This window comes from Polycladomyces subterraneus (assembly GCF_030433435.1).
In the GTDB taxonomy this organism is placed as follows: domain Bacteria; phylum Bacillota; class Bacilli; order Thermoactinomycetales; family JIR-001; genus Polycladomyces; species Polycladomyces subterraneus.
Genome location: NZ_JANRHH010000031.1, coordinates 146158 through 168657 on the forward strand (window position 1 = coordinate 146158; position 22500 = coordinate 168657).

General features: G+C 53.3%; 21 protein-coding genes, 2 pseudogenes and 1 riboswitch. Of the genes and pseudogenes, 22 read left to right on the forward strand and 1 reads right to left on the reverse strand.

The window, feature by feature from the left end; genetic code table 11:
- Positions 1-10: 10 nt before the first annotated feature.
- The 8 genes from hemQ to NWF35_RS07765 all read left to right on the forward strand — a co-directional run bounded on the left by hemQ (position 11) and on the right by NWF35_RS07765 (position 9255).
- Positions 11-766, forward strand: a complete 756-nt coding sequence (hemQ, locus tag NWF35_RS07730) for a hydrogen peroxide-dependent heme synthase (RefSeq protein WP_301238476.1) — start codon at positions 11-13, stop codon at positions 764-766.
- A gap of 385 nt (positions 767-1151) precedes the next feature.
- Positions 1152-1898: an arginase family protein gene (locus NWF35_RS07735; RefSeq protein ID WP_301238477.1), complete on the forward strand. Its 747-nt coding sequence runs from the start codon at positions 1152-1154 to the stop codon at positions 1896-1898.
- 238 nt (positions 1899-2136) lie between these two features.
- The gene (locus NWF35_RS07740) at positions 2137-3090 is read left to right on the forward strand and encodes an aldo/keto reductase family protein (protein ID WP_301238478.1); all 954 of its coding nucleotides are present in this window, start codon (positions 2137-2139) and stop codon (positions 3088-3090) included.
- A gap of 434 nt (positions 3091-3524) precedes the next feature.
- Positions 3525-4556, forward strand: a complete 1032-nt coding sequence (locus NWF35_RS07745; RefSeq protein WP_301238479.1) for a nucleotidyltransferase family protein — start codon at positions 3525-3527, stop codon at positions 4554-4556.
- On the forward strand, positions 4553-5743 hold the full coding sequence (locus NWF35_RS07750; RefSeq protein ID WP_301238480.1) for a glycosyltransferase family 4 protein: 1191 nt from the start codon (positions 4553-4555) through the stop codon (positions 5741-5743). Before NWF35_RS07745 ends, NWF35_RS07750 begins: the two co-directional genes overlap by 4 nt.
- A complete protein-coding gene (locus tag NWF35_RS07755) occupies positions 5724-6845 on the forward strand; it encodes a glycoside hydrolase family protein (protein WP_301238481.1) in 1122 nt (373 codons plus the stop codon). Before NWF35_RS07750 ends, NWF35_RS07755 begins: the two co-directional genes overlap by 20 nt.
- Positions 6820-8238: a phosphomannomutase/phosphoglucomutase gene (locus NWF35_RS07760; protein ID WP_301238482.1), complete on the forward strand. Its 1419-nt coding sequence runs from the start codon at positions 6820-6822 to the stop codon at positions 8236-8238. The genes NWF35_RS07755 and NWF35_RS07760 overlap by 26 nt, the downstream gene beginning before the upstream one ends.
- Before the next feature lie 45 nt (positions 8239-8283).
- Positions 8284-9255 carry a type I phosphomannose isomerase catalytic subunit gene (locus NWF35_RS07765; RefSeq protein WP_301238483.1) on the forward strand — a complete coding sequence of 324 codons (972 nt, stop codon included), beginning with the start codon at positions 8284-8286 and terminating at the stop codon, positions 9253-9255.
- 889 nt (positions 9256-10144) lie between these two features.
- Here NWF35_RS07765 and NWF35_RS07770 read toward each other — a convergent pair.
- On the reverse strand, positions 10145-10687 hold the full coding sequence (locus NWF35_RS07770; protein WP_301238484.1) for a methyltransferase family protein: 543 nt from the start codon (positions 10685-10687) through the stop codon (positions 10145-10147).
- A 287-nt stretch (positions 10688-10974) separates the two neighbouring features.
- On the opposite strand from NWF35_RS07770, the gene NWF35_RS07775 reads away from it, so the two are divergent.
- The 14 genes and pseudogenes from NWF35_RS07775 to NWF35_RS07840 form a co-directional block, all read left to right on the forward strand.
- Positions 10975-11595 carry a PadR family transcriptional regulator gene (locus tag NWF35_RS07775; protein ID WP_301238485.1) on the forward strand — a complete coding sequence of 207 codons (621 nt, stop codon included), beginning with the start codon at positions 10975-10977 and terminating at the stop codon, positions 11593-11595.
- A gap of 28 nt (positions 11596-11623) precedes the next feature.
- Complete coding sequence (locus NWF35_RS07780; protein ID WP_301238486.1) at positions 11624-12292, forward strand: class I SAM-dependent methyltransferase; 669 nt, start codon at positions 11624-11626, stop codon at positions 12290-12292.
- A gap of 239 nt (positions 12293-12531) precedes the next feature.
- Positions 12532-13443 carry an ABC transporter ATP-binding protein gene (locus NWF35_RS07785; RefSeq protein ID WP_301238487.1) on the forward strand — a complete coding sequence of 304 codons (912 nt, stop codon included), beginning with the start codon at positions 12532-12534 and terminating at the stop codon, positions 13441-13443.
- Positions 13440-13598 (forward strand): hypothetical protein, encoded by a 159-nt coding sequence (locus NWF35_RS07790; protein WP_301238488.1) that lies wholly within the window; start codon positions 13440-13442, stop codon positions 13596-13598. The genes NWF35_RS07785 and NWF35_RS07790 overlap by 4 nt, the downstream gene beginning before the upstream one ends.
- On the forward strand, positions 13555-14181 hold the full coding sequence (locus tag NWF35_RS07795) for an ABC transporter permease (RefSeq protein ID WP_301238489.1): 627 nt from the start codon (positions 13555-13557) through the stop codon (positions 14179-14181). The genes NWF35_RS07790 and NWF35_RS07795 overlap by 44 nt, the downstream gene beginning before the upstream one ends.
- 153 nt (positions 14182-14334) lie before the next feature.
- A riboswitch (cobalamin riboswitch) is annotated at positions 14335-14571 on the forward strand.
- Between the two features lie 176 nt (positions 14572-14747).
- The gene (locus NWF35_RS07800) at positions 14748-16961 is read left to right on the forward strand and encodes a ribonucleoside-diphosphate reductase subunit alpha (RefSeq protein WP_301238490.1); all 2214 of its coding nucleotides are present in this window, start codon (positions 14748-14750) and stop codon (positions 16959-16961) included.
- 156 nt (positions 16962-17117) lie between these two features.
- Positions 17118-18152, forward strand: a complete 1035-nt coding sequence (locus tag NWF35_RS07805) for a ribonucleotide-diphosphate reductase subunit beta (RefSeq protein WP_301238491.1) — start codon at positions 17118-17120, stop codon at positions 18150-18152.
- A 181-nt stretch (positions 18153-18333) separates the two neighbouring features.
- A complete protein-coding gene (gene cobD / locus NWF35_RS07810) occupies positions 18334-19464 on the forward strand; it encodes a threonine-phosphate decarboxylase CobD (protein WP_301238492.1) in 1131 nt (376 codons plus the stop codon).
- Positions 19461-20000 (forward strand): bifunctional adenosylcobinamide kinase/adenosylcobinamide-phosphate guanylyltransferase, encoded by a 540-nt coding sequence (locus NWF35_RS07815; protein ID WP_301238493.1) that lies wholly within the window; start codon positions 19461-19463, stop codon positions 19998-20000. The genes cobD and NWF35_RS07815 overlap by 4 nt, the downstream gene beginning before the upstream one ends.
- On the forward strand, positions 19997-20725 hold the full coding sequence (cobS, locus tag NWF35_RS07820) for an adenosylcobinamide-GDP ribazoletransferase (protein ID WP_301238494.1): 729 nt from the start codon (positions 19997-19999) through the stop codon (positions 20723-20725). The genes NWF35_RS07815 and cobS overlap by 4 nt, the downstream gene beginning before the upstream one ends.
- A gap of 4 nt (positions 20726-20729) precedes the next feature.
- On the forward strand, positions 20730-21326 hold the full coding sequence (locus NWF35_RS07825) for a histidine phosphatase family protein (protein ID WP_301238495.1): 597 nt from the start codon (positions 20730-20732) through the stop codon (positions 21324-21326).
- Positions 21311-21637 carry an endonuclease V gene (locus tag NWF35_RS07830; protein WP_301238496.1) on the forward strand — a complete coding sequence of 109 codons (327 nt, stop codon included), beginning with the start codon at positions 21311-21313 and terminating at the stop codon, positions 21635-21637. The genes NWF35_RS07825 and NWF35_RS07830 overlap by 16 nt, the downstream gene beginning before the upstream one ends.
- 24 nt (positions 21638-21661) lie before the next feature.
- Positions 21662-22021 (forward strand): annotated as a pseudogene (gene tnpA / locus NWF35_RS07835) (IS200/IS605 family transposase).
- Between the two features lie 4 nt (positions 22022-22025).
- Positions 22026-22500: pseudogene (locus NWF35_RS07840) on the forward strand (RNA-guided endonuclease TnpB family protein); the annotation flags it as partial.

Consider the following 22500-nt stretch of genomic DNA (forward strand, 5'->3'; position numbering starts at 1 on the left):
AAGTGAAAAAATGAGCCAAGCTGTAAACACCTACGAAGGATGGTTTGTCTATCATGATTTTCGCAAGATCGATTGGAACAAATGGAAATCCATCAACCCCTCAAAAAGGGAACAAATGATTCAGGAGTTGCTTGACACCATCCAGGAATGGTCAACGGTTGAGGACAACCGTAAAGGTAGCTTTGGTCAATATGCCATCCTTGGGCATAAAGCGGATCTATTGTTTGTCCATCTTCGCCCCACAATCGACGAATTAAACGAAGTAAAGTTGCAGTTTGATAAACTGGATATTGCCGATGTCACTTCAACTCCCTATTCCTTTACTTCTGTTGTTGAACTCAGTTCTTACACGATTCCTCCGGGTACCGATCCCTTTAGTGATCCTGCTTTCCGGGAACGTCTCGAACCGATCCTGCCAAAGACGCAATATGTATGTTTCTATCCCATGAATAAACGGAGACTTGGGGAAGATAACTGGTATATGCTCTCGGTAGAAGAACGCAGAAAAATGATGAAAAGCCACGGAATGATCGGCCGTTCGTATGCGGGAAGGGTTCGGCAGATCATTACAGGCGCGATCGGCTTTGATGATTGGGAATGGGGAGTTTCCTTGTTTTCAGACGACCCCTTGACTTTCAAAAAGCTGGTAACTGAAATGAGATTTGATGAGGTAAGTGCGCGATTTGGAGAATTTGGTCCCTTTTATGTCGGTTGCAGGTTGACGAGTGACGGGTTGACCTCTTTGCTCAGCGACAATATCAAGTGATCCATTTGAAAGAGGAACTGAACCCCTCTTCTTGAAGTGATGGACAAACCCTCGACTTTTTCGATAGAAATGGCCGAGGGTTTGATATTTCAGGGAAACGATCGACAATACCTAAGCCCGACCGAGCATCGATTCGGAAAACGCAGGAGCAAGATTCGCGGGCAATTTCCTCTATGAGCGTACTTTGCCCGCGACCCGTTTCCAGTACCAGTGACCTTTTTTGCTCCCTGGCGGGCGCAGGTGAAGCGAGCGGGGAAAAGATGCCCCCTCTCTTAACTCCTTTGTGTCATTTTAGTATATTTATATCGACCAAAGTTCATATCTCCACCTCATGAAAGGAAACCTGATCGTTCATTTCGTTTTCGCAAGGAAAGGAAGGATGATCATGGGACTCCTTCATCATGACGTGACGTTGTTGAACTTTGGCGACGCTTATCCTTGGCAACCTAAACTGTCCGGCTTTGCTGACGAATGGATTGAACTTACGGACATCTCGGAGGCCAATCTGTTTTGCGCACACAAGGCGTTTACAGAAATTGGCCACAGGTTGTCCGACCGGATCGGTCGCGGGATCACGTTTATCGGCAACGGAAATTATCACTACGTCACGTATCTTTTGCTCAGCGAAATCAACCGGCCGTTCAGCCTTGTCTTGTTTGATAATCACACCGATGCGAAGCTTTCGAACGGCATTTCCGGGCTGTTGTCGTGCGGATCGTGGGTAGCCGAGGCGGCAGCGCGATTTCCGCATCTACGGCAAGTGCTGATCGTCGGGGTTTGCGCGGAGCGAAATCTCGATCCTTTTAAATCGCATCGTAAAATTGTCCTTTGGCCAAACACAGGTGATCCGCAGAAGCTGCTTTCCGCGATCCCGACCGAAGACATTTACATCAGTATCGACAAGGACGTATTGGATCGCGCCTTTGCCGTAACCAACTGGGATCATGGAAATATGCATCTGCAGGAACTGCTCATAGCACTGCAAACACTCGTTCGGCAGAAGAACGTCATTGGAATCGACGTCTGCGGTGAACTGCCGGTCCCCCCTGCTGACGTCTGGCGTCACACCGATCAACTCCGGCTGAACGAACAGGCCAATCTGGCGATCCTCCAATCTGTACTGTGCGCGTAGTCCGCTCAGGTAGTGTCTGGTCATTCGGTATGGTGCAACGTTTTTCAAGTGAGCGACGCCCTAAGCCCGACAGAGCGGAGGACAGTCGGATTCCCGCTTCGCACCTGGCCGAGTGGCTGTCCCCCAAAAATAAAGAACACCACGATTCGGACGATGAAATGAAGTTCGTGATAATATAATATTGGGAATCGCGGCGGCTACCCATTTTTCGAAAACTTTCATGGGAAGGTGATCGAAAATGAAGTACCGTCGACTCGGAAACTCCGGACTGAAAGTGAGCGAAATCAGTCTGGGAAGCTGGCTGACGTATGGTGGCTATGTCGGTAAGGAGCAGGCGATCTCCATCATTGACAAGGCTTACGAACTGGGAATCAACTTCTTCGACACGGCCAACATTTATATGCACGGCGAAGCGGAGAAGATCGTTGGCGAGGCCCTGCGAAAGTATCCCCGCGAATCGTACGTGTTGGCGACCAAAGTTTGGGGACCGATGGGCGAACGTCCCAACGATCGAGGATTGTCCCGCAAGCATATCATGGAACAGTGTGAAGCAAGTTTGAAACGGCTGGGTCTCGATTATATCGACGTATATTACTGCCACGCATTCGACTACGATACGCCCATGGAAGAAACACTGCGGGCGATGGACGACCTCGTCCGGCAAGGCAAAGTGCTGTACATCGGCATCAGCAACTGGACAGCGGCGCAAATCGCTGAAGCAGTATCGATTGTCGACAAATATCTGCTGCATCGCATCGTGGTGAATCAGCCGCTGTACAACATGTTTGCGCGGGAGATTGAGAAGGAAATCATCCCGCTGTGCGAGCGGAACGGCATCGGACAAGTCGTCTACTCGCCACTTGCTCAAGGCGTGCTTGCCGGCAAGTACAAAGCGGTGAACGATGCGCCTGCGGGCAGCCGGGCGACCGATAAACACGGCACGGAAACGGTAAAATCGTGGCTGAAAGAGGAGAACTTGAGAAAAGTAGAACGTCTGCGTCCGATTGCCGAAGAACTCGGCCTCTCCTTGGCTCAGCTTGCGCTGGCCTGGACGCTGCGTCAACCGAACGTCTCCAGTGCGATTATCGGGGCGAGCAGGCCCGAACAGGTGGAAGACAATATCAAAGCCTCGGGAGTTGTGATTCCGGACGAGGCACTGGCGAAGATCGACGAGATTTTGCAGGCATCCTAATGCCCAAACGCGGCATCATCCAGCAATTCGGCTCGGATGCTGTGATCAATCAACCAATGCAACAAGCCGGTTCCCCTATGAAGAGGGGAGCCGGTTTTTTCGTTGTTGGTCTTGGATATCAAGAACGAAATATTTTTAACCTTTTGGGATGAGAATCTGGAGTCCGCATGTATCTTTCACGGAGTACCAGATGTGCCGTGCGTCGGCCTATCTTGGCCGACTTGTGTTTTTCCACGAATTAGTATATAATGAATTTGTCGTTGTTATCAGCCGCTTGATGTGAGTGCTAACAACCTACAGTCAGTCGGTGATTTCGGCAGAAGACTTTAGCAGCGCTGCAAACTGTCTTGCTGTCCGGGATGCCACTCTCTTTCATTTACCATTCGTCTCTCTTTGGTGATAGATTCCATATCTAGCCAAATGGGGGGATGTAAATGAAAGCACTGTTGTTAGCTGGCGGGTTGGGAACACGTTTGAGACCTCTGACTGAACGCCTCCCCAAGCCTATGGCTCCGGTCGTCAATCGGCCATGGCTTGAACACCTCATCCTACACCTCAAATCGCAAGGCATTTCTGAGTTCGTCATTGCTGTCAAGCACAACGCGGATGTCATTCGAAAACACTTCGAAGACGGGCGCAAATTCGGTGTTCGCATCGAGTACAGTCAGGAGCCTGAGCTGCTCGGTACAGCTGGGGCTATCAAGCATGCGGAACAATTGTTGACGGACCGATTCATCGTCGTGAACGCCGACATCATCAATCATGTTGAGCTCGTGCCGTTGCTGGAATTCCATCAGACGAACGGCGCGCTGGTCACGATTGGCTTGACGGAAGTAGAAGACCCCTCTCACTACGGCGTGGTCCAGCAAACCATGTCGGGCCGGATCGTCCGCTTTGTGGAGAAACCGCCGCGTCACGCCGCACCTTCCAACCGTATCAATGCGGGTATTTACGTGATGGAGAAAGAGGCGTTGGAATGGATCCCGGCCGGGCGCGAGGTGTCGATCGAGCGTGAGACATTCCCGACACTGATTCGCAAGGGTTTCCCCGTCTACGGCTGGCTCGTGCGTGGCTATTGGTTGGACATGGGGACGCTCGACCGTTATCTTGCGTTGCACCGGGACGTTCTCGACGGCAAGTGCGCCCTTCAACTCTCTTACCCTGAGCAAAAAGAAGGAATATGGACAGGCGAGGATGTCGACATCGCCGACGATGTGGCGCTGGTTCCGCCTGTGGTCATCGGAAACGGCGTGAAGGTTGGGCGCGGTTGCGTCGTCGGTCCTTACGCGGTGCTGGGTGACAAAGTGACGGTTGAATCCGGTACCTCTTGTTCACACTCCGTCGTCTTGCCAGGTGCTCGCCTTGAGGGCAACCGTACAATCAGTAACACTATCGTCGGTCCGGAATTTTCGGTCGCAGTGCAGCCTCCATTCTATGTCGCCAACAAGAAGGTGGTCCAAAGATGAGTCATGTTGCTTATGTCAGCACATATGTACCAAAGCGGTGCGGCCTCGCCACCTACACCAGCCATCTCCGGCAGTACGTCCAGAGCGCGGAGAAAGGGTGCGAGGCTGACACCGTGATCGCGATGGTCGACCAAAGCGAAGACTTACAGGAGTATGACCCGTCACTATGGTTCCTCCGCCGCGATGTCCGCGAGGATTACCGCAAGTTGGCCCAACGCGTAAACGACAGCCCAGTCACCGTGGTTTCGCTACAGCACGAGTTTGGGATATTCGGCGGCAACGCCGGCGAATACGTACTGGATTTCGTGCGCGAGTTGCGCAAGCCGTTGGTCACCACGTTCCACACGGTGCTTGAATCTCCTCAAGAGCCTCTACGCAGTGTGCAAGAGGAAATCGCGCGACGCAGCGACCGCATCGTGGTGATGAACCGGCGGGCCATCGACCTGTTGGCCAATGAATACCAATTGCCGAAGAGCAAATTGGTGTACATCCCGCACGGTACGCCGGTGCCCGCGCCGGACCGGCGCGAGCCGCTGCGCAAGCAACTCGGCTGGTCTGACAAACGAGTCGTGATGACGTTTGGGCTGCTCAGCCGAGGCAAGGGCCTTGAACTGATCCTCAAAGCCTTGCCGAAAGTGATCCACCAGGTTCCGAATGTCCTGTACGCCATCGTTGGCCAAACCCACCCAGAGGTGAAAAAACGCGAAGGTGAGGCGTACCGGGAACAGCTCAACGATATGATCCGGGAGCTCAACTTGGAGCAGCACGTGGTGATGATCGACCGCTACCTCTCCGAGGACGAGTTGGTCGATCACATAATGGCATGCGATCTGTACGTCACGCCGTATCCCGGCATGCAACAGATCACGAGCGGAACGCTGGCCTACGCGGTGGGACTAGGCCGACCTGTCTTGAGCACGCCGTACGCGTACGCGCAAGACTTACTCGGCGAATTTCAGGATCTGCTCATCCCGCACGACGATGTGGACGCTTGGGCGCAGGCCATCAGCCGTCTCTTGTCCAGTTCCACCACTTTGCAGCAATGGGAGCGACGAATCCAGCAGATTGGTCGCGAAATGTCTTGGCCGCGCGTCGGAGAGTCGCACGCCCGGTTGTTCGGTGAGCTGTCGCAGACACACCGGAAATCTGAATCTGAAGGCAACGTTGTTGGGTCCGTTTCCCGTTAAACTGACCCACCTGCGCCGGCTCACCGACGACACGGGAATCATCGAACACTGCATCGGGAAAATCCCACGTCGAAAGGAAGGCTACTCCACGGACGACAACGCCCGGGCACTTTGGGCATGCGTCGAATGGGGTCGATACGCTCATCGTACCGGGAACAACGAAGAAGGCGAGCGACTGGCCAGCTTGGCCGACACGTACCTGGCGTTCTTGGCTTGGGTACAAAAAGATGATGGCCACTTCCACAACAACGTCGCGTACGACCGACAATGGGAACCTGAGCAGCCTTCGGACGACTGTCTGGGACGCGTGCTGTGGGCCACTGCGACTGCTGCGGTGTGGGATATCGACCGCGATCGTGCTCGCGTAGCCCAACGCTTGTGCCAAAACGGGTTTCGCGCGATCGGCAGCATTCAGTTTCCGCGCGGCATGGCGCACGTGCTGTCAGCGGCAAGTCTGCTTGTGCGCGAAGCGGAAGCGAATCCCGAATTGGAACAACCGTTCCGAGATTGGGTGCTGCGTGAGCTGCCGTCTGTCGCTCGGCAGTTCGGCGATCGGCTGCTCCATCAATACCGCCGCCATACCAAACCGGGTTGGCGGTGGTTTGAAGAGACCATGACCTACAGCAATGGCGTCTTCCCGTGGGCTTTGTTCCACTGGTATGCGACGTTCCCGTCCAGCGAGGCGCAACAGGCGGCCAAGGATAGCCTGGATTTTCTGATTGAAAAAATGACTGGATCACACGACGTGATCCGACCGATCGGCAACCGGGGATGGTGCACGCCGCAAGGCATCAGCCAGTGGGATCAGCAACCGGTGGAAGTAATGAAGTTGGCCATGGCATGCCAACAAGCGTACGAGGTCACCGGGGATAAGGGTTACCGGGCGGTGCTGGACAAGTGCCGGGCATGGTTCCACGGCGACAACGACCTGGGCGTACCGATGGCCGACGCGTCGGACGGTTCCTGTTGCGACGGACTGACCGAGAACGGCCCCAATCGCAACAGAGGCGCCGAATCCACATTGGCCTATTTGATCACGGAAGCGATTTTCCATCAAACCATGGAGGGGGATGACGATGAGTGTGCTGACGAACAAAGCTAACGCGATCGCTAAGCATGTGTTTCGGGAGTACGACATACGGGGAGTCGTCGGCGAAGAAATCCACGAGTCATTCGCCTACTGGTTAGGTCGGGCGTTTGCCCGCCGGGTGCGCGAAGAAGGCCAACGAACGGTGGTCGTCGGCCGCGACAACCGGCAGAGTTCGCCCGCGCTTGCCCGTGCAGTCGCCGCGGGCCTGAGCGACGAACAGTGTGAAGTGCTGGATATTGGGGAAGTCACCTCGCCGATCTTCTACTTCAGCCTCGAACATCTCGATGTACCATCCGGCATCATGATCACAGCGAGCCACAACCCTCCCAACGAGAACGGATTCAAAGTGGCGCAGAACAAGACGACCCTGTTCGGCAAATCAGTAAAAAACCTGTACAATGAAATGGTGGCTGTAGCCGAAGAAACCGGCCCCAAACCGGTCATTCGGCAGGATGCTCCGACGAAGGCAGTCGACATTCGCACGCCGTACCTCAACATGTTGCAACAAAAGATCCAACTGGGCGACCGCAAATTAAAAGTGGTCGTGGACTGTGGTAACGGCACCGCGTCTTCGTTTGCGCCGGAGGCACTGAAGCGTTGGGGATGTGAAGTCGTGCCCCTGTACTGCACGTCGGACCCGACGTTCCCAAACCACCATCCAGACCCCGTCGACCCGGATAACCTCAAGGATCTCATCCGAGTGGTCAAAGAAACAGGCGCGGATCTCGGGATCGCATTTGACGGTGATGGCGACCGTCTCGGTGTGGTGGACGAAACAGGCTGCATCCGCTGGGGAGACCAGTTGATGATCCTTTACTGGCGTGAAATTCTCCCCAAATACCCGGGATGTGATGCATTCGTTGAAGTCAAATGTTCGCAGGCGCTGGTCGAAGAAATCAAACGACTTGGTGGCAAGCCCCAGTTCCACCGCACGGGTCACTCGCATATCAAAGCGACTCTGCGCAGGACGAACGCGCCGTTTGCAGGGGAAATGTCGGGGCACCTGTTCTTCAACGATGAGTACTATGGCTTTGACGATGCGCTGTATGCCGCGGGGCGGCTTTTGCGGATCCTGTCTCGGGACACGCGGCCACTCTCCGCATTGTTTGCTGATGTCCCGCAGTACCACGCAACACCTGAGACGCGCGTTACCTGCGAAGAATCGCAAAAGTCGTTGGTGATCGAGCAGGTGAAGGAGCACTTCGCGAAGCGGTATCCGATTGTCGACGTTGACGGTGCACGTATCCAGTTCCCGTCCGGGTGGGCGTTGGTGCGCAGTTCAAACACGCAGCCCATTCTCGTGTTGCGGGCTGAAGCGGACAGCGCCGAGAGCTTGGAGGAGATTAAGCGCGAAGTGGCGGACGTCGTGCGTTCTTGCGGCATCACCTCTACTATCCCGTGGTAATGCCGCGGCATGCACAGTGGACAACCTTGGATAGGGGTGGAACCGATGAACCCATGTGAACCTGTCAAATTTACCCCCATCGCTGTGCCGCGGATCTGGGGTGGACACACGCTGAAAACTTGGTTCGGCACCGATACCAACCAACCGATTGGCGAATACTGGGTAGTTTCCAGCCATCCACATGGCACGAGCGTCGTCGAACAGGGGGCGTTTCAAGGCAATACGTTGAGCGATTTGGTGCGGGAACATCCAGAAGCATACCTCGGCGACAGCCCGCAACCGCGGTTCCCGCTCCTGATTAAGTTTATCGAGGCAGCACAAGATCTGTCCGTTCAAGTGCATCCGGACGATGAGTACGCGCGCAGGGTGGAGTCGGACTTCGGTAAGACCGAGGCGTGGTACGTGCTGGATTGCCCGGATGATGGGCGCGTCATCTACGGTCATCACTTCAAGTCGCGCCAAGAGTATATGCAGGCTGTCGAAGAGAAACGCGTAAAATCGTATCTTGAGTACGTGCCGATTTCGCCGGGGCGGCTGGTGTTTGTTCCTTCGCGGACGATGCACGCGCTGTTGGCCGGTACGGTAGTGCTCGAGATCCAGCAAACCTCCGACGTGACGTACCGCGTCTATGATTGGGATCGTGTGGACGAACACGGACGGAGTCGTGAGTTGCACGTAGAGAAAGCAGCCGATGTCCTGCAGTACGGTTCGCAGCCTAACCCCTTCCCGGCAGCACAGGAAATTCCCGCGGCAGCCGGCATGCGAGGGTCTCGCTTGGCTGCTTGCCCGTATTTCACCATTGACAAGTGGAACTTGCAGTCTGGACGGCACTCCTTTGTGCACGGGCGCAAGGGCAATCCGGACATCGTGATTGTGACGGGCGGCCAAGGTAGTCTGCACTGGCCTGACGGTGACATGCCACTGCGTCGCGGAGATGCCGTAATCGTCCCCGCCACGTTGTCCGACTACGCAGTATCCTGTGTGGGTGAGATGGAGCTCATTCGCGTGTTTTATTAAGGGCAAGCGAGAAAACCCAGCCCTTCAGGTTGGGATAGTAGCGAACATCGGACGCGGGAAGGCTGCAGCCCTCCCGCAAGTCCGACAGCATTTTGGCACAATCAAGTCAAGCAGTGGAAAACATTTAAAACGACTATGCGAGGAAAACTCGTGAAAAGATGGATATGGGTTGCCACGCCAGATGAAGCGAGAAGCCCACGGCAACCAAAGGGAGTGCCTCTGGCATTTCAGCCGTGTGGGGCGAGCCACTAATCGGAACCCTAGATAGGCATACCAATGGGCGTGATTCTGCACGCGAGGTCGTTACAGTCTTCCAATAAGAAGTCACGCGCCATTGTTGAAACAGTTTGGTAGTCGATCGGAGCGATGGCGACTGACGATAAAAAAATCCGGTCCCTTAACACAGGGTACCGGGTTTTTTTTGTGTATGCAGCTGTTGGCAGGAGGGTGTGCTCACGTAGCACCATCGATTACGCACGGTGAGCTCCTGTTACGGACACGGATAGGTGGTTTCTCGCTTAGAACCTTCGGCCAAACGGAAATCCACCAAATCCACCGAATGGACCACCAAAACCCCCGAAAGGAAATCCGCCGAATCCACCAAAGGGACCTCCAAATCCCCCGCCAAATTGATCAGTATATGCTGGACCTTGATGTTGAAGATACTCGTTTTCCATGGATGATGTACCCCCATTTTGGTTTTTCAGCTTTATGATACTCCGGTGTCAAAGAAGGGTGCCTAATTTCAAGGATCTACATCATCAATCCCCATAACATCATCGGCGGGCAGGGCTGGATGACGATTACGACGAATAACGGTGGGAATCGCTGTCCATTGTGGATCGGTAAACTCAAACTTGGAACATCAGATTTAAAAAATAGCTTCCACTCAAAACACTAGCGGAATCAATCGCCAGGAAGATTTCCGATACCGTCGGTACGCCTCCCCAAATTGGTCCTCCATCATCCGTTCCTCCACGCTCATACGGTAGGAATACGCCGCCAAGTACACCATCAGATTGACTACTACCGCCGTGATTGACAATGTGGATACGGCAAATCCCAAAAAAACCAACATCGTCCCCAAATAGCCTGGGTGGCGAATGTATCGGTACCATCCAGATTGTACCAAGTGATGTCCCTGTTGAATCCCGATGAAGCGACTGAACAATCTACCCAAGGTGTGCATGGCGGAAGCTCTGATCCAGACACCCGACAAACCGATCACGATGCCGAGAATAAACCATGGATTTCCTATTGTCGGCTTTGGATCCATCACGTAGATCACAGTGGGTGCAACCGCCAACAAAAAAAGCGCCAAACCCAGAATGTAAGTGGATAGACAATATTGGCGTATTTCCTTCACTGGCGGTTTCCGTAACCATTCCAACCCCACATACAGTACGACCGGCAAATAAGCAAACGCGATCAAGAAATCATCTCCCCTGCCATTTCTTTCGTTGTGTTTTCAAAAATATGCAGAATAAAGAGGAGTGGACAGGGATAAGAGAAGACCGTCATTGGCGGAAAATTGTTGCTATGGTATGAAATACATCACATGGTGCAACTGTTCGTTCCAGTCTCGTAGCCTATCAATAAATATTTGTATCGGACATAGTCCAGAATTGCACAACCTCCGTTTTCCCAGGCAGTACCGACAGATAGTATGGGTGTGTATACCCATTGTTTAGATATAAAATACCTAGTAAAATAATGACTATGGCACGATCATTTCAACGCTCACCTTTAGCTCTAGCTGTACTTGTGCTCCTATATGAGAAACCCATGCATCCCTACCGGATGCAGCAACTGATCAAGGAACGCGGGAAGGATCAGGTCATCAACGTTCAGCGGCGGGCGAGCCTCTATCAGACCATCAAACAACTACGGCGGGAAGGGCTGATTACTGTTCGGGAGACCTCGCGTGAGGAAAACCGCCCTGAGCGGACGATTTATGAACTGACCGAGAAAGGGCTACAAATCGCTCGGGATTGGTTGCGGGATATGCTTTCAACATCTGCTCAGGAGTTCCCAGAATTTCCGGCAGCGGTCTCCCTATTACCTTTGCTTACCCCCGCTGATGTGTTATGCCAACTGGAGAAACGGGAGGCTGCAGTTACTGACAAGTTGGCTCGTATCGATTCCGAGCTTCGCCAAGAGGGAGGTGTATTACCCAGACTCTTTCTGCTTGAGATGGAATATTTACGCGCGATGCTCGAAGCTGAGCTCCAGTGGGTCCGCTCACTCATCGACGATTTGCGTTCCAAACGGATTACTTGGAGCGAAGAGTGGCTCCGCCAGTTCATAGCCTCTGATACAGAGATGGACACAGGGGAATAAGTTCACACCTTTATAAGGAGGAAGTTACATGTCCAAAAAAGCCCAAAAGGGTTATAAGGGCATCGGAATGGACGGTCCCATTGCCACGTGGTATGCGAAAAGTACCCAGAACAACATTGAGGATTACAAAAAAGATGCGGAAAAGGTGGCTGCATGTGTCCCGGAAGAAGCAGCTGTTCTTGAGCTTGCCCCTGGCCCGGGATACTTGTCGATCGAACTTGCAAAGCTCGGCAATTACAAAATAACCGGTTTGGACATCAGTAAAAAATTTGTTGAAATTGCGCGCGAGAAAGCCAAAGAAGCGGGTGTGGAAATTGACTTTCGTCAAGGGGATGCTTCCCGGATGCCCTTTGATGATCAAACATTTGATTTTATCATCTGTCGAGCGGCCTTTAAAAACTTTTCACAGCCCGTCGCTGCCCTTGACGAGATGAATCGGGTGTTGAAGGACGGCGGAAAAGCCGTGATCATCGATTTGCGGGGAGATGTTTCCCCGGAAGCAGTGGATAAACATATTGAAGAGGAGTTGGGTTTAACCGGATTTCAATACCTCCTGACAAAATGGATATTTCGATTGTCACTCATCAAACGGGCTTATACGAAAGAGGAGTTTAGGCAGTTGGTATCAAAGAGCAAATTTCAGACATGCAAGATTCAAGAGGATACGATCGGTTTGGAGGTTTGGCTTGAAAAGTGACTTCTCAGCTTGACAAGTGATCCGTTCGACATGTTGGTTCCCAAAGGGGGCTATTTTTTTAGCCCTCCAGTAACCGGACAGTTGAAAAGATGGGGAGTGAAGCCGCTCCAGATCTGCTTGTCCCCATATTTTCCCGAATGTTCAGTCGAGTGGTTGCAGGGAATGGAAATCTCCAGTTCGAAACGTATGGTGAATGCTTTGTTGCAATTCGAATGGATGTGGAAAAGGAGTGATTCGTGATGGAACCGGTCATTGTTGTGGAACATTTGCACAAACGCTACCGAAATGTCCATGCCGTCAACGATGTGAGCTTTTCGGTGAATATGGGCGAAATCTACGGAATCTTGGGACCAAACGGGGCGGGTAAAACGACGACGATTGAAATGTTGGAAGGATTGAGGAAGCGGGATGAGGGAACGATTCGTATTCTCGGGTTAGACCCGGATACGCATCCATACGAATTGCGGGAACGCATCGGAATCCAGTTCCAGTCCACGTCGGTACAGGAACGGATGAAAGTGAAAGAGGCCCTTCAATTGTTTTCTTCCTTCTACAGAAATAGGCGGGAAATCGACCCGATTGTCAACGCATTGGGCTTGGAACCGTACCTGGATACACCCTTCGGACAGCTGTCCGGCGGTTGGAAACAACGGGTCACGCTCGCGCTCGCCACAATTCATGATCCGGCAATTGTCTTTCTCGATGAACCCAGCGCCGGATTGGATCCGCACGCCCGGCGGGAATTGTGGGAACTCATTCTCCAGCTGCGCAAAGAAGGAAAAACGATTGTCCTTACCACCCATTACATGGAAGAAGCGGAACGCTTGTGCGACCGGGTGGCGATGTTTCACAAAGGACGGATCCTCGCTGTGGACAAGCCGCAAAGACTGGTGGCCACATGGGGCAAAGTCCGTTATCTGCATGTCGAATCGTTTGAGGCGGACGAACAGCGGCTGCGTATGCTGCCGGGAGTGTCCGAAGTGAAACGGGACGGACATGTGTATCACGTGTTTGCCCGGGATTTGCAATCGGCCGCATTGCATCTGTTCCGGTTAGCGGACGAGGAAGGATGGATCATTCGTTCTTTCCGCTTTGAAACGGGGAGTTTGGAGGATTTGTTCATTTCTCTGGTGAAGGAGGAATCCGCATGAACGCACTCGGCAGATTGACTTGGATGGAAATGAAGTTGTTTTTCCGGGAAAAGCAGGCTGTCTTCTGGACGTTTCTCTTTCCCCGTCCTGATGATCTGGCTGTTCGGCTCCATGTTCGGCAACAAAAAGATGCCGGGAGGATGGAGTTACAGTGACATGTACATCCCTTCCTGGATTGCGGTCAATTTGCTGACAACTGCGCTTTTCACCATCGGAACGGTGTTGGCGGCATACCGGGAGCAGGGAGTTCTACGTCGGTACCAGGCCACCCCTGTCCACTCCTGGATGGTATTGGGGGCCTATATGTTGTATGGTACCCTTATCTTTCTCATCAGTGCGGTCGTCATCGTGGTGTTCGGTTGGTCGGTGTACCATTTGGACGCACCCAAATACCCTTTGAGTGTCATCACCGGGTTGCTGTTGTCGATCTTGGCACTGCTCCCGTTCGGATTATTCCTCACTTCCCTGGCGAAAAACAGTCGGACAGCCACAGCGATCAGTTCCCTGTTTTTGAATTTGATGCTGTTTTTGTCGGGGGCCACGTTTCCTCTCGAGATGATGCCTTCCATCCTGCAAAAGGCGGCCAAGATTTTGCCGCTCTACTATGTGGTCGACCTGCTTCGCCGAACATGGAATGAGTCATCCATCTGGGATTGCGGTCGTGATGTAACCGTATTGATCGGGATCGCTGCGGCATCCATCGTCTTGTCAATCCGATTCTTCCGATGGGGGGATTGAAAAACACAAGTTGTAGTATTGGTCAAAAAATCATTATACAAGGTATAGTGTTTGAATAGATCTTCCGCGATCGATTTTTCGTCTGTTTTTGACGGATGAAGAGGTTGGACAATTGGAAAACCGGTAAGATACAATGGACCTACTTTTGGACAACGACATACCGTGGGAAAAGGTGGAGTGGATTGTCCACTCTCGAAGAGGGAAGCCGGTGAAAATCCGGCGCGGTCCCGCCACTGTGAATGGGGAGCCGGGCCGTATGTCACTGTCGAAAGACGGGAAGACACGGCCATCAGGGGGCAGTATGTCAGGTCAATTCTCAGATCGATCAACTAGCAGCCCCCAATGCGATGATCCATGAGCCAGGAGACCTGCCTTTTCCGACAACACCGTTGACCTACGAGGATAGGGAGGTGTTTGATGTGCCGCGTGTCGCGATCGGTACGATCGGCTTATGCGGGTCGTGCCGTTTTTGTGTTCACGGTTGGATTAGTGCCCCCATCAAACACTTCCCTTGAAAGGGAAGTTTTTTATTTGTCCGCATCTGAAATGGGAAAGGGTGCTTGTAGATGGAACAAGTAGAAGTAAAAAAAGAGACGGACTGGGAGTCGCTCGTTCGCTCGGTCTGCGAAGAGACGGGAAATCTTGATGCCCATTCACTGATCGTCGCTGCCAAGGCGCAGCTGCGGGAAGGCATGACGGACCGAGAAGTTTTGCGGACATTGGCACATACGGCGGTAGAACAAACCAGCGTCGATCAACCGGGTTGGCAGTTTGTCGCAGCCCGTTTGCTGGCGGAGGAATTGTATCGTACGGCAGCGCACAACCGGGGATATGATCGCGAGCAGGGAACGTACGGGGATTTTTACGATCTGCTTCAACAGTTGACGGCGAAAGGGTTGTATGGTTCCTATCTGCTGGAACATTACACTGAGGCGGAAATCCGCGAACTGGAAGTTTCCATCCGTCCGGAGCGGGATCAGTTGTTTCATTACATCGGATTGAAGATTCTGGCGGACCGGTATCTCGTGCGGAATTATGACGGTGCGGTAATGGAGTTGCCGCAGGAACGATTCATGGTGATCGCCATGCATCTGGCGATGAAGGAACTGGACCGGTTGACGTGGGCCAAACGGATGTACGACGTGTTGTCCCGTTTGGAGGTCACGGTGGCGACACCGACGATGAGCAATGCGGGGCGACCGTTGCACCAGCTCTCTTCCTGTTTCATCGATACCGTCGACGATTCGCTGTGGTCTATTTACAATACCAACACCGCTACCGCCCAGGTGTCCAAACACGGTGGCGGTGTGGGCATCTATCTGGGAAAGGTGCGGTCCAAGGGGTCCAAAATTCGCGGGCACAAAGGCGCTTCCGGCGGTGTCATCCCCTGGGTGCGTAATTTCAACAACACTGCCGTAGCGGTGGATCAACTGGGTGTGCGTAAAGGGGCATTCGCCATCTATCTGGATGTGTGGCATGCAGACATCCTGGACTTTTTGAACCTGAAGACCAACAACGGTGACGACCGTTTAAAAGCGCACGATATCTTCCCCTGTGTATGCATCCCCGATCTGTTTATGCGACGGGTGAAGGAACGGGGTATGTGGTACCTGTTCGACCCGCATGAAGTGCGTGAGGTGATGGGATTCAGCTTGGAAGACGCCTGGGGAGAGGAGTTTGAACGGCGGTATGAGGCGTGTGTCAATCACCCGGAACTGAGCCATAAGGAAATCCCGGCGATTGAAGTGATGAAGCGTATCATGGTGAGCGCCTATGAAACCGGGACGCCGTTTCTGTTCTTCCGCGATACAGTCAACCGACTCAATCCCAATAAACACAAGGGAATGATCTATTCTTCCAACTTGTGCACGGAGATTTGCCAAAACATGTCCCCCACCGAGCTGATCAGCGAGGAGTTGGAGGACGGTGTCATCGTCACCAAGCAAAAACCGGGGGACTTTGTCGTCTGCAACCTGTCGTCCATCAATTTGGGACGAATCACGTCCCTGGAGGATTTGACGCGCATCATCCCGATCCAGATGCGCATGCTCGACAATGTGATTGACCTCAATCTGTATCCGGTGAAACAGGCGGAAGTGACCAACCGCAGGTACCGGGCCGTCGGATTGGGTACGAGCGGATACCATCAATACCTGGCACAAAAAGGGATCGATTGGGAATCGGAAGAACATCTGGCCGAAGCGGATCGGTTGTTTGAGGAGATTGCCTATCAGACGATCCGGGCCTCTATGGAGCTGGCCAAGGAAAAAGGAGCGTATCCGGCGTTTGAAGGAAGCGAGTGGCAGACTGGCGCGTTCTTTGACCGGCGCGGCTACACCGGAGAGCGTTGGCAAACACTGCGGGAGGAAGTGAGCCGATACGGGGTGCGCAATGCTTGGATGATTGCCGTCGCACCGACGGGGTCCACCTCGCTCATCGCCGGTTCGACTGCCGGGATCGATCCGGTGTATGCCAAGTTTTTTGTCGAGGAGAAACGGGGAGCGCTGATTCCGCAGACCGCCCCCAATCTCTCGGAGAAAACCTTCTGGTATTACAAAGAGGCGCACCGGATCGACCAGATGTGGAGCATTCGCGCTGCCGGCATTCGTCAACGCCACATCGACCAGTCGCAGTCGTTCAATCTGTTTATCACGCCGGACACCAACGCCAAGGCATTTTTGTCCATGTATCTGGCCGCATGGGAAAACGGGCTGAAAACCGTCTACTATGTGCGCAATCAATCGTTGGAAGTAGAAGAATGCGTCAGCTGTTCGTCCTAAAGTGTGTCCCAACCCTGAGACTTCGGGTGGATCGATTTTGCTCGGATGAGTGACAAAGGGGTGTCTGGTCATTCCGTAAGGGAGCAATGTGGACAGTGTTCACCAGACACACCCTAATCCTGCTCTACTTTTGCTCAATTGGTAGGAGGAAAGAGAATGGAGAAACTGCAACGAAAAAAAATTTTCAACGAACACGGTCAACGCGGCACCCAGCGCATGATCAACGGCAACACCACCAATCTGCGGGAATGGAACCGGATCAAGTACGATTGGGCGTACAAAATGTATCGCACGATGCTGAACAACTTCTGGATTCCCGAGGAGATTTCGCTGACCGGTGACGCCAAACAATTCGAGGAGCTGACACCGGCCGAGCGGCGTGCTTTTGACAAAACGATTTCGTTTCTCAACTTTTTGGATTCCATCCAGTGCGAGAACCTGCCCAACATCCGGGAGTACGTCACGGCACCGGAAGTGGCGTCACTGCTCAACATCCAGGCGTTCCAGGAAGAGATCCACGCCCAATCCTATAGCTATATCCTGGATACCGTCTGTTCTCCACAGATGCGGGAGAACATCTATGACGAGTGGCGGAACGACGAACACCTGCTGCGTCGCAACCGATTCATCGCCGATCTTTATCGACAGTTTGTCGAACACCAGGACGACTGGCAGTTTGTCAAAACATGCATGGCCAACTTTTTGCTGGAGTCGCTCTACTTCTACAGCGGATTCACCTTCTTCTACACTTTGGCCCGGCAAGGGAAAATGACGGCCACAGCCACGATCATTAAATATATTCAACGGGATGAGCTGACCCACGTCGTGCTCTTCCAAAACATGATGAAGGAGATGCAAAAGGAGAATCCGAACTTGTTCACGCCGGAACGGATCGAAGAGTTGCGTGACATGACCCGTACGGCCGTAGAGCATGAAATTCGGTGGGGGCAATACATCACCAACAACGAAATCGACGGGTTGAGCAATGAGCTGATTGAACGTTACATCAAATATTTAGCCAATGAGCGGATGAAACGACTCGGCTTCGGCATTCTGTATCCGGAACAAACGGAACATCCCTTGCGCTGGGTGGAACATTTCTCCAACCTGAACCAAACCAAAACGGATTTCTTCGAACAAAAGGTGACCAATTATGCCAAAGCGGGCGGATTGGACTTCGGTGATTTGTGATTTTCATTGATTTGGTGAAGAAAACATGGTGAAATGAAAAAGAGAATAATCGCGTGTGGTTAAAAGCTTTTGTCAGTAGTCTCATGGTGTCTCCGTTACCATGGTGTAATGAACGGTTTTTCAGGCAGGGCATCGGGCCCTGCCTTTTGGCGAATGAACAAGGATTGAGGAGGGGATCAGTTTGTCCCGATTGGAACGATACGGTCATGGTGGCGACAGAGTGACGGCATCCGAGTTGTTCGGTCTTGACCCTGATTCGTTCCTGGATTTCAGCGCCAATATCGTGCCTTTTGGTCCTCCGCCATCGGTGAAGCAGGCTTTGAAAGGCATACTGGAAACGGAAGGATTGCCGGTGATCACCCAGTATCCAGACCCTCGGTCGCGCAGGTTGAAGGCATTGTTGGCAGAGCGGCACAACCTGACGCCGACCCGGATCGCCATTGGCAACGGTGCCGCCGAGTTGATCGAGCTGATTCTGGATGTGGTGCGACCGTCAGTTGTCGGGATCGTGTATCCTGCATTCTCGGCTTATACCAGCAGTGCCAAAAAGCGTGACATCGAGATTGTCCCGCTATATGGGGAGGAAGAGAGTCATTTTTTGCCGCCGGTGGAACGCCTTTGCGAACTGGTGCGCAAAACGGATCTGGTGTTTCTGGGCTATCCCAACAATCCGACCGGACTTTGCATCTCTTTTGACGAACTGAAACAGGTGGCCAAAGAGGCGATACGTTGCCAGACGGTACTGGTGGTGGATGAGGCATTTCTCGATTTCATTCCCGACGGGGAGCGCATGTCGTTGATTGGCCAGATCGAATCGTACCCGAGCGTGATCCTGCTCCGCTCTCTCACCAAATTCCATGCGTTGGCAGGGGTTCGTCTCGGCTATGCGGTGGCCAGTCCCAAGTGGGTCAAACGATTGGAACAACGTCAGGTTCCATGGAGCGTCAATGCGGTCGCACAGGTGCTCGGCGAAGCGGCCCTTCAGGATCAGGAGTACGAACAGAGGGTGCGTGAATGGGTGCAGCAGGCGCGGATGTCTTTGCGCATGCAGTTGAGCCGGATCCCGGGGTTGAAAGTGTACCCGAGCGAAACCAACTACCTCCTGGTTCGTCTCGAACGGGAGGGAAAAACTGCGGCATGGTTGCAGGAACAACTGGGACAGCAGGGGATTCTGATTCGCAACTGTGCTGATTACCCCGGACTGGACGAGCGTTATTTCCGCGTGGCCGTGCGGACCGACGAAGACCATGAACGGTTGGTGAAGGTCCTGAAACAATGTTTAGATGAGGATGAGGAGGCGGCTTCTTCGTGAGCGTGGTGATGGTGACCGGCGGAGTTCGTTCCGGAAAAAGCGCCTTCGCGGAAGAAATTTGTCGGTCGTGGGGAGGACGTGTCCTCTACGTTGCCACGGGTGGAACTCCCCGGGATGAAGAGATGCGGGCGAGAGTGGAGCTTCACCGCCAACGTCGTCCGCATGATTGGGGATTGATCGAGGAGCCGCTGGAACCGCAAAAATGGCTGTCCCATCCCGAACCCTACGACATCGTGCTGATCGACTCCCTTTCCGCATGGGTGGCCAACCGGGTGATGAATGTCGACGAATCAGACCGGGAGCAATTTCGCCGATTGCCTGAAGAGTTGGAAACGGAATGGCACCGGCTCCTTCCCTGTTTTGGCCGACAAAAAACGGTGATCGTCACCGATGAAACGGGGTTGGGCGGTGTGGCCCTGTCACCGATGGGGCGGTTGTTTCAGGAAACGTTGGGGAGAGTCAACCAACTCACGGCCCGATTCGCCGATGAAGTGTGGATGGTGGTTTCGGGGATTCCCTGGAGGTTGAAAGGATGAGAGGGTTTTGGTCCGCATTGGCCTTTATGACACGTATTCCAGTCCCCGCCCGTTGGCTGCATTCGGACGGATGGAGAAGCAGTTCTGGGTTCTACCCTGCGGTGGGCGGTGTGATTGGGTTGTGCCTCGCCGGGTTCAATTGGTTGACGGAGCCTTGGCTGCCGCCTTGGATTCGCACCGTACTGGTCGTGGGGGTGTGGGTACGACTGACGGGAGGCCTTCATCTGGACGGATTGATGGATACGGCGGACGGGATGGGGGCCAACCGGGACCGGGAACAAACCTTGGCCATCATGAAGGACAGCCGGGTCGGGGCGATGGGCGTTTTGGCAGCATTGTTTGTGATATTGGTGAAAATGGCGGCGGTACATGATATGGGAATTCACGCCACTGTTGCGCTGTTTTCCGCCCCCGTGGCCGGTAGGATGGCGATCCTGTCGGCCTTATATTTCTGGCCTTATGTTCGGCAGGACGGGATTGGTTCCCAGTTAAAAGCGTCGCTAACAGGGTGGCAGATGGCCGGGGCGTGGGCTTTCGGCATCATCCTGCTCGCAGTGGCAGGCGGAGGGTTTGCCATGTTGCCGTTGATAGTCACCCTGGTGGTGACGGTATGGATGGCCTGGCGGGTGATCCGCAGGGTCGGTGGATTAACGGGAGACGTGTACGGCGCGATCGTGGAAGTGACGGAGGCGGCGGTGTTGGTCGCTTTTTGTGTGTGGAGGTGAGGGTGTGCGGCTGATCTGGGTGCGTCACGGAGAGACGGAGGGCAACCGGCAAAGACGGTATGTCGGCCATTGGGATGATCCGCTCAATGAACGGGGGAGACAACAGGCGCGTAAGGTGGCGGAGCGGCTGTCACGCGAACCGGTGTCGGCGATCTACACCAGTGATTTGTGCCGAGCCGAAGAAACAGCTTCAGTGATTGCCGCCCATCACCCGTCCGTACCGGTTCAGGTAACCCCCTTGTTACGGGAATGTGCCTTCGGAGAATGGGAAGGGCGAACGTACGATGAGATTGCGGCGAATGGAGAGATGCATTTGCAGCGCTGGTATGATGATCCCTGGTGTGTGTCACCGCCCGGCGGCGAATGTTTGCAGGAAATGGAACAACGCATAAGTTTATGGCTAGAAGCATTGGCCGTTCGCCATGGAAGCGGGGATACGGTAGTGGCGGTTGCCCACACAGGCCCGATTCGCCTGTTTCATGCCAAGTGGGTGAAACGGAATCCGCGTGAACTGTGGGATTTTTCCCTGCCGCACGGTGAAGTATGGGCGGTACGCCGAAGGGGAGACGGGTGGGAGGTAGAACCATGGAACCCGTCATGATGCATAGGTGGGATCTCGATCCGGTGGAAGCCGAACGGCTTCAGCGCGGTCTATCAGCTCAAGTGATCAGAACGGACCAACTGCATGATGTCCGATACGTGGCTGGGGTGGATGTGGCCTATGATCCGGAAACGGACAAGCAGTTGGCCGCGGTGGTCGTATTAAATGCACGTTCTCTCCAGGTGGTTGAAACCACCGTAGCGGAGGAGCAGGTGTCGTTTCCTTACAGAAAAAGTCGCCTAAAAGCCCACGGTTTCAATCGTGGGATGAAAGGCGGCGTTAGCTCTATGCCCTCTGAAGAGGGCGCTTAGAGAAGGACCAAAAAGACGGTATCTTTGATTCACTACCACTTTGTTTTCTGCCCACGTTATCGCAGAAAAATGTTGATCAACCAAGTGGAAGAGAGATTCAAACAGTTGGTGAAAGACATCTGTTAGGAAAACGGCTGGGATATCCTTGCCATGGAAGTGATGCCAGATCACTTTCATCTGTTTTACAACTGTCTACCCAGTGATTCGCCATCTGGCATCATGGCAAAATTGAAGGTGGTGACTTCTAGAAAACTGAGGCAAGATTTCAATTACTTGTCTCATTTGCCCAGCTTGTGGACACGCTCATTCTTCGTTAGTACAGCTGGAAACGTTTCAAGAGAAACGATCCAGCGATATGTGGAAGAACAAAAGAAAAGGGGGTGAATGGATGCCCACCATCACACTCAAGCTGGAACTGTATCAACCAACCAAATTCAAACAGGCCATGTATGAACGAATGACCCAGATCAACACGGAGTTTGCAAACTGGCTCTTGCTTCATCCCGACGTGAACAAGGCGACCAGCAAGATTTTCAAGGAGTTTTCTGACGAGAAGTTCCCGTCTGCAATCATTAACCAAACGATCCGGGATGTGAAATCGCAGAAGAAACACCAACAAGCTCGGGTATTCAGGAAGATGTGGTGTTCGTTCAACAATCAGAACCTAAAAGTCGAGAAAAACGGCGACTTCTACACGGTGTCGTTCCCTATGCTGGAGAAGCGCATCGGTGTGCCGGTTGTGGCTCGGTCATATCAGCAACAATGGCTGGATCGGATCATCGACGGAATGGCCAAACAAGGAACGGCGAAGCTCTACAAGAAGAAGCGCAAATGGTTCATTGCCTTGCCGATCACGTTTGATG

Coding starts and splice junctions, on each gene's coding strand:
- NWF35_RS07805 (WP_301238491.1), top strand. CDS start 17,118: ATGGAGAAACTGCAACGAAAAAAAATTTTCAACGAACACGGTCAACGC.
- NWF35_RS07800 (WP_301238490.1), top strand. CDS start 14,748: ATGGAACAAGTAGAAGTAAAAAAAGAGACGGACTGGGAGTCGCTCGTT.
- NWF35_RS07795 (WP_301238489.1), top strand. CDS start 13,555: ATGTTCGGCAACAAAAAGATGCCGGGAGGATGGAGTTACAGTGACATG.
- NWF35_RS07790 (WP_301238488.1), top strand. CDS start 13,440: ATGAACGCACTCGGCAGATTGACTTGGATGGAAATGAAGTTGTTTTTC.
- NWF35_RS07765 (WP_301238483.1), top strand. CDS start 8,284: ATGAACCCATGTGAACCTGTCAAATTTACCCCCATCGCTGTGCCGCGG.
- NWF35_RS07785 (WP_301238487.1), top strand. CDS start 12,532: ATGGAACCGGTCATTGTTGTGGAACATTTGCACAAACGCTACCGAAAT.
- NWF35_RS07750 (WP_301238480.1), top strand. CDS start 4,553: ATGAGTCATGTTGCTTATGTCAGCACATATGTACCAAAGCGGTGCGGC.
- cobS (WP_301238494.1), top strand. CDS start 19,997: ATGAGAGGGTTTTGGTCCGCATTGGCCTTTATGACACGTATTCCAGTC.
- NWF35_RS07775 (WP_301238485.1), top strand. CDS start 10,975: ATGGCACGATCATTTCAACGCTCACCTTTAGCTCTAGCTGTACTTGTG.
- hemQ (WP_301238476.1), top strand. CDS start 11: ATGAGCCAAGCTGTAAACACCTACGAAGGATGGTTTGTCTATCATGAT.
- NWF35_RS07735 (WP_301238477.1), top strand. CDS start 1,152: ATGGGACTCCTTCATCATGACGTGACGTTGTTGAACTTTGGCGACGCT.
- NWF35_RS07740 (WP_301238478.1), top strand. CDS start 2,137: ATGAAGTACCGTCGACTCGGAAACTCCGGACTGAAAGTGAGCGAAATC.
- NWF35_RS07830 (WP_301238496.1), top strand. CDS start 21,311: ATGGAACCCGTCATGATGCATAGGTGGGATCTCGATCCGGTGGAAGCC.
- NWF35_RS07760 (WP_301238482.1), top strand. CDS start 6,820: ATGAGTGTGCTGACGAACAAAGCTAACGCGATCGCTAAGCATGTGTTT.
- NWF35_RS07780 (WP_301238486.1), top strand. CDS start 11,624: ATGTCCAAAAAAGCCCAAAAGGGTTATAAGGGCATCGGAATGGACGGT.
- NWF35_RS07745 (WP_301238479.1), top strand. CDS start 3,525: ATGAAAGCACTGTTGTTAGCTGGCGGGTTGGGAACACGTTTGAGACCT.